The following is a 12,526-nucleotide window of genomic DNA, read 5'->3' on the forward strand; positions in this document are numbered from 1 at the left end:
GCCTTCTCGTGCACCGCGTCACGACGACAAGCTTGCAACGAATGTCACTTGGTTGGCTAGGTTTCAAATGACAACAACGAACGACCACTCTCACCGAATCCTCATCGCTGATGACGAACCGCTTTATCGAAACGCGACCGCTGAACTTTTGCGGGATGAAGGCTACGATTGCGTTTGCGTCGAAGATGCCAACGACGCGATCGAATTGCTTCGTGAACAGCCGTTTGACTTGATCCTTTCTGATTTGAACATGCCCGGCAATTTGAAATTAGAATTGTTGAATGAAGGCCGCACGGAGTTCTCGCATATTCCGATGATTGTCGTGACTGGCGCACCCTCGATCCCTAGCGCGATCGAAAGCGTTCGACTTGGCATCGCCGACTACCTGCTCAAGCCGGTCAAATTTGACGAACTGTTGGCCGCAATCAAGCGAGCGATTGGGCAACCGATTGCCAAGAATGTCGAACCCGGCAAGCCACCGGCGTCCGGCAAGACGCAATCACGGTTTACTGAGATTATCGGCGACAGCACGCCGATGACTGAATTACTGGATATAGTCGACCGTATCACGGCGAGTAAAACAAATGTGCTGATTACCGGCGAGAGCGGAACGGGCAAAGAAGTGATTGCCAAGGCAATCCACGACAACAGTCCACGATCCGGCGGTACATTTCAAGTCATCGACTGCACAGCAATTCCAGAATCGTTGTTCGAATCGATGCTGTTTGGTCACATGAAGGGATCGTTCACGGGGGCAATTCAAGACCAGCAAGGTTTGCTTCGTCACTGTGATGGTGGTACGGCATTCGTCGACGAATTAGGTGAATTGCCGGCGATTTCACAGGCGAAGTTGTTACGGGCCGTTCAAGAGCAAACCTTCACGCCGATTGGTGACAGCAAACCGATTAGCGTCAATACTCGTTTCGTTTCCGCGACCAATCGTGATCTACAGGCCGACGTTGATGCTGGCCGCTTTCGCCAGGACTTGTTCTATCGATTGGCAGTGATCCACATCGAACTGGCTCCGCTACGCGAGCGCGGCAACGATGTCCTGTTGCTTGCCGACTATTTTCTAAAACACTTGCGACCAACAGACTCTAGCATCGTTGGGTTCTCGGCCCAGACGCTCGATTGCTTCCGCAGCTATCACTGGCCCGGCAATGTTCGCGAACTACGAAACGTAATCGAACGAACCATTGCACTCGCACGCGGCGAAACGATCGAGGTCGATGACCTACCGCCGCAGCTTCGCGATATTGATTCACTTCCCATGGACACAGCCAAAATCGCAGAAATATCTCGAGACGAAATGCTCGATCGTGCCGATCAGGCTTACCTCACTGCGTTACTGAAGAAACACGAAGGGGTTATCGCAAGTGCTGCACGCCAAGCCGGGCTATCACGTCAAGGATTGAATAAGTTGTTGAGACGACACCACATCAGCGCGGATCAGTTTCGGTAGCCTTGGCGGATTCGAGCAAACATTTTGACGGGGGTATCGTCAACCGGCGTGGGGTGTTGGAATGGGCCGCCCGATTTAGCGCGACATCTTCTCCCAGACTCCAGTACCGTGACCGAAATTTCATCCGAAACGCTGATCCTAGAACTTGCCCGCAGTCTGCATGCTTGTGGATCGCCAGCCTATGAGTTGGACCTCAGGATGGAACAGGTTGCTGCGTCGCTTGGTAGATCAGCGACATTCTTTTCAACGCCTACTGCACTGTTTGTGACGTTTGATGACGATGTCGACCAAGGGACAAGGTTGGTGCGTGTATTTCCTGGCGACACGAACCTGAGGCGGTATGCAGAACTGTTCGAACTGCAAGCCGCGATTCAGAATGAAGGGTTACAGCCGCCCGAGGCTTGGCAACGTTTACAGCAAATCAACGCGACGCCCGATGGCTATGACAAGACCGTTGAAATTGCTGCGTACGGGATCGTTGGTGCCTGCGTCGCTGTGCTGGTCGGGGGCAACACAGTCGTCATCGCGGCGTCGGGCGCGATTGGATTGATCGTCGGCAGTTTGGTGGTCGGGCTAGCGGCGATGCGGCTACAACTCCATTTGATCAATGTGATTGCGGGATTTGTCGCAAGTGCCATGGCGTGCTTGATCCAAGTTCTTGTCCCGGCGAGCAATTTTGAATTGACGGTACTGTCGTCGCTAATCGTGCTAGTTCCGGGTTTGCATTTAACGATCAGCATCAACGAATTAGCAACCCAAAACTTAGCGTCGGGCTCGGCTCGAGTCGCTGGAGCGATCACGACTCTGCTGACCATGATCTTTGGCGTCTACATGGGACACGGGATTGTTGCTGCTTTTCATGCAGTCCCCACATCGGCCGCGCCGATGACGCCGACGCTGCTGGCTTCGGCAGTCGTCATCGTTCCGACCGGACTCTGTTTCGCAGTCCTTTTTCGAACTCGATACCGCGACGTCCCCTGGTTGCTGTTGGCGACGATCGTCGGTTTCGGCACACTGCGATTGGCAGCCGAATTCGTCAGCTCATTTGCGGCGGTTTGGATCGCATCCGTCGTTGCAGGAATTGTCAGCCACGTCATCACTGGCCGGTTACGGTTGCCTTCGGCGGTGATGCTGATGCCCGCGCTGATCCTGTTGGTGCCAGGAAGCATCGGCTTTTCTGGGATAGCACAAATCATGCTCCGAGACGACTTGCCCGGCGGCATTCGTTTGGTCGCCACGATGATGCTTACCTCGGTTGCGATCGTCGCCGGCTTGCTCCTCACCGACGCCCTCGCACCCAACCAAAACCTCGCGAAAGAAACAACAATTCGTGACGCTAGCTAGCAGTCGTCCCCTCGCACGATCCCAACCCGCAAATCACAGGTTTTGAACGAATTCGTCGGGTAGTTTGCCTTGATATCTAGCGTTCGCATATTGCCGGTACCAAGCTGTTGCGGTGGAAATCCACTGTCTTTGCGGCGGCGACAAACTTGGTTGGATTGACGCCACGTGATCGTCAACTCGCTGGGCAAACTGGTACAGCGTTTCACTTGGACCGCGAACGAGCGACCATTTCTTCATTCGCCGATCGACGCGTGACAACCTTTTTCGACATTGCTGGTCGATCGCATGGATGCCGACTTGCGAAGGCTTGTAGAATTTTGTCCACCAAAAATAAATGAGCCCACAAACCAGCGGAATCTGGGCCAACCGAAAAAGTGTCATCAGGGTCTCGGTCACCCGCGCGGGCATGACCAAACCTAGCCAATACGTGTACCACGCCTCATCGTTACTTGACGATGTCTCATCAGAACCACCAGAGCGAGCCATTGCGCTGGCGGCATCCTGCAGAGGCGAGATCGTACGATAAGTACGACCCGGGGTCGATTCGACGGGAAACCACTGGCCAGTCGCATCGTCGTATGCTTCCGCCCAAGCGTGGGCGTCACGATTTCGGGCAATCCATTTCGTGTTGTCGTCACTATGCTGCTCATCCACGACGTATCCCGTCAAGTATCGTGACGGCACACCGACCGATCGCAACATCAAAACGCTTGCCGATGCAAAGTATTCACAGTGCGCGACGTGCCGGGTATCCAAAAAGTGAGCAACAGGGTCAACGCGACGTGGCGGAACGGTTTGATTGAGACCATAGACAAACTGCTGTTGAAAAAAGTCACTGATCGCTGCGGCTTTCTCACGAGCCGATTCTTTACCGCGGCAGATCTCGGTCGTTGTCGACGCCAGCATTTCCTTCAACGACTGTGGGATTCTTTCGAGGAGAAATCGACGCTGACCGTCAAGCTGCTCGGGCGGAAGTTCATTGCTAATGCCAACTCGATACGGCACCGTCACGTCGACCCCCATCCGCACAATGCCATGCTGGGAAACGATCAGCTCGTTACTTTTCGACTCGATCCAACGAGTCGCAAGAGGCATGAACACCACCGCCCCTTTCATGGGATCGTTATGGACGTCCATTTCGACCAAGACTTCTTGTGCGTCTCGAGGATTCTTAGTTGAACTTTGGCGTCGCTTTGGATTCTGTAAATCAAAGTGTTTCAAGTCGCGACTGATACTGACAATCGACCTTGACGCAGGAGACTCTGACGGACGAACCGTGAAGTCAATCATGTCAGCTTCGGCGGCGTCGTTCAATCGCAGATTGTTTGCCGATCGCCATTGACCAGATTGATAGTAATCGAATGCCGTTCCTCGCAAGTAGCCCGGTGCACGTTCAGAATCCACGATCAAGGCGATCGATGTTGGATCCGATGAGAGGTGTTTGCGAATCGATCCCAATCGGCTGCCGTTGACGTACATGAGTCCGCCGACGTACTTCGGACTAACGGTCGTGTCGATCGAAACTTTAAGTTGCTGCTGCAATGCGTTCTGGACACTAGGCAATGCATCAGTCGTCGCTCGGGCCACAACGCTGGTAGCCAACAACAAAGTTGAAATCGTAAGAACGGCAAAAACGGGACTTGTACGGCGAGATTGTTCGGTCGGATCGCCGGGCCTGTCCGGCAGACCCATTGCCCGATTGCGTTTCGCTGAAAAAATGATCTGCGAGGCCGTACAAAAACCGATGCAAACGATCAAGCCAACCGTCGTTTGTGCCGTCAGCGACCGGCTGACTCCCCCCGCAGCAACACACAACAAAACGACGATCATCCCCAAAGCCAGAAGCGAAACGTGGCCTCGATCGGGACGAAAGGTCCAAACCGCGAGAGACAAAAAAAAGCACGAGTGTGCCAGCACGTCAACGGCCAAATAAACCAAGTTGGCGGATCCGTTGATGCGACCACCAACACGCCAAACCGTAGTAAAAGCAACGATCAGTGCGATGGTCAAGAACAAAACCATCCATCGAATGGACCGAGACGACGAGCCAAACCAACGATTATTTTCAGATGCCGGTCGAGATGTCGAGCGGTGATGTAAAAGCACCCATGCCAGTGGAAGTGCCGCCAGAATTCCTACTTGCAAGAAATCATTAAATGTCGATCCCAAGAACAGCATCTCGCCAAACAGAATCACACCGAGCAACGTCTTCGTACGTTCAAGCATGAGCCGCATACTCCGGCGCGCTAGAGGGATTACATTGAATGACGGTGACGTGGTTGAGAGAGAAAGCACGTTCGAATTCTTGCTGGCGCGTCGTCAGCAATAATGTGGGGCAGTGGCCGATCATTTCAAAGACGCCCGCAATACGACGATTGGCCGTGGCTTGGTCGACGGTTTCCGCGCCAGCCAATTGAATCAAAAGCGGTTCGCTGTCCGAAACCGCGTGTTGGTTGCGAGGTGCTATAAAAGACTCGGTCGATTCGTTGGTCACGTGCAAACGCAGCCGGACCTGGCGGTGACAAAGATCCGTTACAGCAACGGCGGCCAACGACAACAGGCGTTCCAACACTGGATCCACGGTCTCGGCAGATTGTGGGCGATCGCGATCACTCGACGTGTCGACGATGATCGTGACCGTTTGAACCGATGGCGATTGATACTCGCGAACAATGGGGCGCCCCAGCCTAGCCCATGACGAAAAATCCCATCGCCGAACCGGCATGCCGACTTGATATTCGCGACTGCCGGTATAGTTCAACGCATCTCCGGAAAGCAACCGGTTTGACCATGCACCGATTGCACCGAGAACGGTTCCTGCGATGGGATCGTCCTCGTCATCGATCAATTGTGGTGTGATCGCAATCGTTGTCTGCGAAGCCACAGCGTTGCTTGATCGAAACAAATAAAACGGAAACAGCGACTCGACCATTACATTGGGCAGCACAGCGATGCCGCGTCGCCCGCCCGACAACGTAAACGCAGCATCAACACGATCACGCGGCCGAATCGTCGCGAGCTGACACCGCTGAGACAACAACTGGAATCTGAGGGGACGAGCGTCGCGTCGACGAGTCTTTTCAGGGACAAAACCCACCATCAGATCCATGGCCGGCAACCGCGATTCGTTACGAAGGTGCATCGTGACCAAGAACGGCTGGTTCAAAGGTGCAGAGGTTGGCAACGAAAAGTCGACCTTTAGACGTGGACGTGCCAATCGGCTGCCCAGTCCACCAAGTACAAGCATCGTCAAAGTCGCCGCAAAAACACCGACCCACGGGTAACCCCACACGATGTTCAGCGAAACGATCATGATCAACAGCAAAGTGACCGACGCACCGGTTAGCGAACGGCGAAACGCCAACAGCAACGTGATTGGCGAGATGACGACTCGGCCAACCAAAGCGACCCATCGCCATGGCGTGCTTGATGGTGCGATCGAGTTCAAACGGGCACCTCAACTTGGTCGACCAATTCACGAATGATCATGGCTGTTTCGCGATGGGGCATCGATGCACTGCGCGGCGAGACACGGTGCGCGATCGTTAGTTCCGCCATGGCTTGAATGTCATCAGGCATAACAAAGCCACGACCACGAAGCACCGCGTGCGCTTGTGCTGCGCGAAGCAACATTTTTGATCCACGGGGACTGCATCCGATCCGCAGCCTCGAATCGACACGCGTCAAACTAACAATCTCGACCAAATACTCTGCTACCTTTCGGTCCACCGTCGCCGCTCGCGCCATCGCCTGCAATTCGATCAATTCATCACGGTTCATCACTGGCTTCAATGCACTGTGCGGATCGTCGGATGTACGATCAAGCAACATCTCTACTTCACTGCTTGAGTCCGGATAGTCCATCGCCAACCTGAGCAGGAAACGATCGAGTTGCGATTCGGGCAACGGAAAGGTCCCTTCGAATCCACTTGGATTTTGCGTTGCGATTACCAAGAACGGTTGATTCAGTTTGTAACACTCGCCGTCAATCGTGACCTGTGATTCGGCCATCGCCTCTAACAACGCACTTTGCGTCCGCGGTGACGCTCGGTTGATTTCATCGGCAATCAGCAAGTTGCAAAAAATCGGTCCGGCTCGAAACTCGAACTTATTCGTCGCAGGTTGGAAAATCGAACTTCCCAAAATATCCGCTGGCAACAGATCGGGCGTGCACTGAACTCGTCCAAAGTCAAGGTCGATCAGGGCGGCAATTGATTTCGCGAGTGTCGTCTTGCCAACACCGGGCACGTCTTCGATCAATAGCGATCCGCCGGCCAGTATCGCCGTCAGTATCGAATCAATCACCGCGTCTTTGCCACGAATGACACCGCGCAGTTTTTGCCGAACGAGATCGAGTTTTGCTAAGCGGGGATCATCCGTGATGGCCGCTTTGATCGGCGCGGTGGATGACGAGACCGAATCTTCGAGCGTTTTTCGTGCAAACAAGGGAACTGACTCTGGCCTAAATGAAGAAGTACGGACACGCCAGTGCAGACCAAAGGACGGTTGCCAGAACTGGATCGTCGCAATCCCGATCAACGTAATCCTGTCTACGCAGTCCTGCGGACGCGATTGAATTGTACCGGACATGAAAAGTCACGTGCAATCAGCGGCAATATGCCCATGATCGCGATGCTTCGTCATTTCGTACATGAAGATGGCAGCGGCAACCGAAACGTTCAAACTGTCAGTGTCCAAGTGCATCGGAATGGTAACCAAGTCGGTCACAACGGACTCGATTTCTCGCCCAAGGCCGTCCGGTTCGCTGCCGACGATCAACATCATCGGTCGTCGATCTGATTCAATTGTGCCAAAGACGAATTGGTCAAGAGGCGTCGCATCGGGGTTGAGTGTGGTTGCGACCACACGGACATTGCTGCGCCGAATCATCGTCGGAATCTCATCAATCGGATGGTTCGATTGGTAGATCGATTGACTGAAAACCGTCCCCATGCTGACTCGAATGGAACGCCTTGAAAACGGATCCGCCGTCCTTGGCCCCGTCACGAGTCGGTTGATGCCGAGCGCGGTCGCCGTACGAATCATGCTGCCCAAATTGTCCGCAAGCGAAACACCAAAAACAGCTAGTGAGATTTCCCGCCGTGATGAATCGGACCAGGCTGGATCAACGGCAAGTTGGGTGACCGATTGAGTGGGCGGCCGAATTCCTTCGGCCAAGATGCCGCGGTGGAAATCAAACCCAACCAATTGGCGAATCTGATCTGACGAGAGCACGAAGAGGGGGACGTCGTCGTGAAACTCGGCAGCGACTTGTTCGTGTCGGCCTTCTTCGACAACGACCGAGCGCGGTCGAAAATTGCTTTGCGCCAATTTTTGCACACACCAGCCGCCTTCGACAATGAATGTGTCGTCGGCTGTCTTGATGCTGCGTCGTTCCGATTGCAGGTCGGTGTACCGAGCCAGTCGCGGGTCGTCGATGTCGTGGATTTGAATGATGGGCATAGCAAATTCTAGCGTTACAGTCGTTACGAAGCGTGCGGCCTGCCTTACCAACAGCCCTATCTGAGTCAAACGAGTGTACGGATGTTGATTTTTGGCAACGTGCCGTGGTTTGTCGGCAACGTTTCGATAGACAGACCGTCAAGACATGGTGAACCGTGATAGATGCGATTGAAGTTGCGTCTAGTGCGGGGGCAAAGCCGTAGAGTTTTCACCGCTGGTCTAAACAATTTCCGTCAACACGTCGGGCACACGTGTTGCGAGCCCCCAATTCTTAAAATATGCCCATCCGAATTCTAGTTGTTGACCCCCATGAAATCACTCGTGCGGGAATCGGTCTTGCCTGCCAGTCACGCGAAGATCTGAAAATCGTTGGCGAAGTCGACTCGATTGACGAGGCGGTGCTTTTAACGCCCGAGACAAATCCGAATGTCGTGGTCATGGACCCTCGTTCTTGTGCCGGCGATGGCCTCGAAGAACTGCTTCGATACCGCAATGCCTTCCCAGCGATCAAGATTTTAGCGTTCACTGGAAACGAAAATCCGGCGTTCGCGAAAGACGTCGTTGAATGCGGCGTGGATGGATTCTTGATCAAGGATGCATCCGCCGACGAGCTCTGTTGGGCGATCCGAACCATTCATGCCGGGCGGATCTTCATCAGTCACTCCCACCACGGCGTTAGTTCGCCCCAACATGAAAAAACGGTTGATTCAAACATCCAAAAACGGGATGCCAACGCGTTGGAGCACCCGAATCATCTCGCGATGGAAAACAACCCAGATGCCCAAATTGATCTGTCGACACGCGAACGGGAAGTCCTTGCCCTGATCGCCGACGGGATGACGAACAAACAGGCGGCTGCAAAGCTGTTCCTCAGCGTCAAGACTGTCGAAACGTATCGAGCTCGCGTGATGCGAAAGCATCAGTTGAAAGACCGAAGCGACCTTGTGCGATTCGCAAAGCGGCACGCGTCGAAAACACTTGAATTGCAACCTACGGGGTAAGGGTGCGGTGTTTCCTGTCGGGGAAACCCGCAGGACGTGAATTGGAACTTCCGCTTCCCGTCAGGAAAAATGTGGCACTTGGAATTCAGTGTCAGGCTTCCTTGGACTTCGCGTCTGTTTTCGCACCGAGCGTGAAACTTGGACATAGGTTTCAAGCGTTCCCATTACCACAGCAAAACAAACCGCTTGGCCACCACGGCCAAGCGACAAGTTTCACAGACTCGAAGTTGTGGACTTGGGGAAAACGAGGCTCAGAAATTGTTTCGGATTCGGTTGACCTGTGTGCACCTAAATCCCTACTGTCGTCTTCGGCAAGCCGCAATCCTGCGGCGAATCGAATTCAGGAAACGCGATTGAGCTTCAAAAGAAATTAACGCATTTCGATTCACAAGATACGACTCGCTCGTTTTCAATTGCCCCTAGGAAACTCACGATGAACTTCAAAACTACTTTCGTTGCTCTGATTCTCGCCACTACCGCTGGTACCGCTTTGGGTCAAACCACTGCATCGCAAAAATTCACGGTCACCGTTCCCGGTGCGATCGCGATCACCGCGCCTTCCAACGTGACGATCGTCCACGATGAAAGTGAAATCGATCAAGTGTTCCCCGCTCAATCGTGGGTTGTCAAAGGCAACTCGTTGGCTGGTGTCACGGCATCGTTCGCAACTAGTCAAGCATTCCGTCACACCGTTGATCCAACTGCAAAACGCAACGCGACTTTGGGCTTGAGCGTCAATTCATCCGTTGGATCGGCCGCCTGGACCATTAGCCAAGCAACTGACACGACTGACTATGCCAACAACGACGGTGTTGCTACGGTTCAAGTTTCGTCCAACGGTTTCGGACGAGCGAACCTTGACCTTTCGGTCAGCTTCGTCACCAATGGCTTTGGATCGTTCCCAGCCGGTGACTATGAAACGACTGTCACTGGTACGGTGACAGCAAACTGATATTTGACTTTTTCGATCTAAGAACAACGGTTGCCGCCGCGTCTCATGGAGACGCGGCGGTGATTGCGTCTACAACTCGATCACGAACTTCATGATCCACTGGAAACACCTTTTCATCGCCTTCGCAATCGCCACATTGACTTTCCAGGTCAGTGACGGCGATGTTGTTCGTTTAGGCGGAAACGGTGTGCGAGTTGACATGACCCCTATCCCTCAGTCGGGATCGCAAAGCCTAACCGCTTCGGCCGAGTGCCGTGTTCGCGTCAACAACCGCCAAGCCCTGTTGCACTGGACAACGTCGACCTTTCGTCATATTCAGTACCCTGAAATCGAGAGTGACGCCACAATCGAGGCGACAGTGACCGGAACCTCTGGGATGGTCGACGCGTAACCGCGACGCCTCGTCAAACAAACAGACCGATCAGCCAACCGAAATGAAGCCGCCATTGCGATGGGCATCGCAGGCAACGGCGAAGTAAAAGTCAACTTGCGAGTCAGTATGGGAAACGCACAACCGGTCGAGGGCAACCACTGTGCAACTGTCGTGCTGACGATCACAGGACACTAAAAGGACTTTTTTGACTCACGCAAGGATGCCCAAACGATCCACGCCCGAGACCGTCGCACAGTGTGTGATTGGGATCGTTGTTTGCATTGGCATCGGTGTCGGTTGCGCCTCGCGGCCACTGCCGACACGTCCTTCGATTGCTGAATTGGTTCAAGATTCGCTCGACCATTCGATGCCCGAATTCGACATCAAATCGGCCAATCCATCAGACGACTTCGATGCGTCATCGATTCACCACGACTTGGCGCCCGGTGAATCCATCATCGAGGAACAAATCATTGATGACCGCATCATCAGCGAACGGGTAATCAGCGATCAGGTAATCAGCGATCAGGCGTCCCAAGAAAAAACGCTCGGCCAATCGGTTACCGAGCACGCCGAATTGATTGACGTCTTTCCCCGATCCAGAGATGATCATCCGATCGAACGGGCGATGGGGTATGACGACTACTTCGAAGACAACGGATCTTCACGGCGGCGAAGCGTACGTCGAACTTCAAAGACGGCTGTCCAACAAACCCAAGGATATTTGGAAGCCGAAGAACCACTGTTGTTTGATGAAGAATTCATCGAGACCGATGTTCGTGAAGTCTTGCTGACCCTGTCGTCCGATGCAGGCATTGACTTAGTGATGGATGAAAATGTCCGCGGAGTCGTCAACGCACGAGTGCACAATTTGCCGCTCGATCGAGCGATCGAAAAGGTATTGATGCCGCTGGGGCTGTATTACGCCAAACGCGGCAACCAGCATTTTGTCGCACCGCCAGACCCGGAATCGCCACTATTTTCGTACATTGCCAGTCGTTCGGAGTACCGTCCCAAACACTTGGAAACGAAAGCTCTGATCGACACCGTGCCCAAGGGCCTCGTGCCGTTTGTGCAAGAAATCGCCGGCTCAAACTTGATCGTCGTCGAGGCACCGGACCAAATCGCACAGCAATTGATGGATCGATTCGCGGCGGTGGACCAACCGATTCCTCAAGTCGTCTTGGAAGCAATCATTTGCGTCGTCGAGCCGGACAGCGGATTTCAATTTGGACTCGATTGGCAGCACGCTGTCGAACTGAATGGTGAAAGCGCATTGAAACTTGGTGCGACCGGACTAGCACTCAGTTCCACCTACTCGAAAGCGGGTGCCGGCGCGATTTTCGACGACTTTGCCAAGACGTCGACGTTCATCAAATTGTTGAACGAAAACGGATACCTGACCATTCGCGCGTCACCTCATGTGATGGCCCAAGACAACAAGAAGGCCACGATCGCAATCAATCGCGAGACATTCTTTAGTGTCCAGCCACAATCGAGTGGCGCGACCGACAGCAGCGCATTTTTCTTTCAACAAGATATCCAAACGGTGCAATCGGGGATCAGTTTGGACATCACACCGCGCATCCGCGGTGACGTCGTCACCATCGATATTGAGAAAGCAGAAGTCAGCGAGGACGTCCGAACGGCGAATACAGAACTAGCGCTCAATCCGTTCCCAATTATCAATCGTCGTTCGGTCTCAACAACGGTTCACGTCAAAGACGGTAAAACCATTGTGATCGGAGGTTTAGTACAGCGAGAGACGATTGATAAGGTGAATCGGATCCCCGGATTAAGCAGGATTCCGCTACTGGGCTATCTTTTTGAAACGACACAACAACAAACCCGCGATGCGGAAGTTGTGATCTTTATCTCACCCAAAATCGTGAAGCCCGTTTGCACTCCTTAATTAGTGCCACCGATTTCAC

10 protein-coding genes are annotated in these 12,526 nt (G+C 53.5%); 6 read left to right on the top strand and 4 right to left on the bottom strand.

All coding sequences use genetic code 11. The features are described 5' to 3' along the window. Positions 1–67: 67 nt before the first annotated feature. Positions 68–1,462 (top strand): sigma-54-dependent transcriptional regulator, encoded by a 1,395-nt coding sequence (locus Poly59_RS24075; protein ID WP_146536631.1) that lies wholly within the window; start codon positions 68–70, stop codon positions 1,460–1,462. 108 nt (positions 1,463–1,570) lie between these two features. After that, the gene (locus tag Poly59_RS24080; protein ID WP_146536632.1) at positions 1,571–2,806 is read left to right on the top strand and encodes a threonine/serine exporter family protein; all 1,236 of its coding nucleotides are present in this window, start codon (positions 1,571–1,573) and stop codon (positions 2,804–2,806) included. 33 nt (positions 2,807–2,839) lie between these two features. On the opposite strand, the gene Poly59_RS24085 is transcribed toward Poly59_RS24080, so the two are convergent. The 4 genes from Poly59_RS24085 to Poly59_RS24100 all read right to left on the bottom strand — a co-directional run bounded on the left by Poly59_RS24085 (position 2,840) and on the right by Poly59_RS24100 (position 8,269). Then, positions 2,840–5,032 (bottom strand): transglutaminase family protein, encoded by a 2,193-nt coding sequence (locus Poly59_RS24085; protein ID WP_186776482.1) that lies wholly within the window; start codon positions 5,030–5,032, stop codon positions 2,840–2,842. Further along, positions 5,025–6,254, bottom strand: coding sequence for a DUF58 domain-containing protein (locus Poly59_RS24090; protein WP_146536634.1), 1,230 nt, complete (start codon positions 6,252–6,254; stop codon positions 5,025–5,027). Before Poly59_RS24090 ends, Poly59_RS24085 begins: the two co-directional genes overlap by 8 nt. Next, complete coding sequence (locus Poly59_RS24095) at positions 6,251–7,201, bottom strand: AAA family ATPase (protein ID WP_390621530.1); 951 nt, start codon at positions 7,199–7,201, stop codon at positions 6,251–6,253. The genes Poly59_RS24090 and Poly59_RS24095 overlap by 4 nt, the downstream gene beginning before the upstream one ends. Positions 7,202–7,402: 201 nt before the next feature. After that, on the bottom strand, positions 7,403–8,269 hold the full coding sequence (locus Poly59_RS24100) for a TrmH family RNA methyltransferase (protein ID WP_146536636.1): 867 nt from the start codon (positions 8,267–8,269) through the stop codon (positions 7,403–7,405). A 278-nt stretch (positions 8,270–8,547) separates the two neighbouring features. On the opposite strand from Poly59_RS24100, the gene Poly59_RS24105 reads away from it, so the two are divergent. The 4 genes from Poly59_RS24105 (at position 8,548) to Poly59_RS24120 (ending at position 12,507) form a co-directional block, all read left to right on the top strand. After that, positions 8,548–9,270: a LuxR C-terminal-related transcriptional regulator gene (locus tag Poly59_RS24105; RefSeq protein WP_146536637.1), complete on the top strand. Its 723-nt coding sequence runs from the start codon at positions 8,548–8,550 to the stop codon at positions 9,268–9,270. Between the two features lie 433 nt (positions 9,271–9,703). Continuing rightward, positions 9,704–10,222, top strand: coding sequence for a hypothetical protein (locus Poly59_RS24110; protein WP_246151897.1), 519 nt, complete (start codon positions 9,704–9,706; stop codon positions 10,220–10,222). Positions 10,223–10,313: 91 nt separating this feature from the next. Next, a complete protein-coding gene (locus Poly59_RS24115) occupies positions 10,314–10,613 on the top strand; it encodes a hypothetical protein (RefSeq protein WP_146536638.1) in 300 nt (99 codons plus the stop codon). Between the two features lie 202 nt (positions 10,614–10,815). Continuing rightward, on the top strand, positions 10,816–12,507 hold the full coding sequence (locus tag Poly59_RS24120; protein WP_246151898.1) for a type II secretion system protein GspD: 1,692 nt from the start codon (positions 10,816–10,818) through the stop codon (positions 12,505–12,507). The last annotated feature ends 19 nt before the right edge of the window (positions 12,508–12,526 follow it).

Origin of the sequence: Rubripirellula reticaptiva, assembly GCF_007860175.1 — a bacterium.
In the GTDB taxonomy this organism is placed as follows: domain Bacteria; phylum Planctomycetota; class Planctomycetia; order Pirellulales; family Pirellulaceae; genus Rubripirellula; species Rubripirellula reticaptiva.

What these genes read in the sequence shown, in the direction of transcription:
- Poly59_RS24110 (WP_246151897.1), top strand. Translation starts at nt 9,704, where the DNA reads ATGAACTTCAAAACTACTTTCGTTGCTCTGATTCTCGCCACTACCGCT.
- Poly59_RS24075 (WP_146536631.1), top strand. Translation starts at nt 68, where the DNA reads ATGACAACAACGAACGACCACTCTCACCGAATCCTCATCGCTGATGAC.
- Poly59_RS24105 (WP_146536637.1), top strand. Translation starts at nt 8,548, where the DNA reads ATGCCCATCCGAATTCTAGTTGTTGACCCCCATGAAATCACTCGTGCG.
- Poly59_RS24115 (WP_146536638.1), top strand. Translation starts at nt 10,314, where the DNA reads ATGATCCACTGGAAACACCTTTTCATCGCCTTCGCAATCGCCACATTG.
- Poly59_RS24120 (WP_246151898.1), top strand. Translation starts at nt 10,816, where the DNA reads ATGCCCAAACGATCCACGCCCGAGACCGTCGCACAGTGTGTGATTGGG.
- Poly59_RS24085 (WP_186776482.1), bottom strand. Translation starts at nt 5,032, where the DNA reads ATGCTTGAACGTACGAAGACGTTGCTCGGTGTGATTCTGTTTGGCGAG.
- Poly59_RS24100 (WP_146536636.1), bottom strand. Translation starts at nt 8,269, where the DNA reads ATGCCCATCATTCAAATCCACGACATCGACGACCCGCGACTGGCTCGG.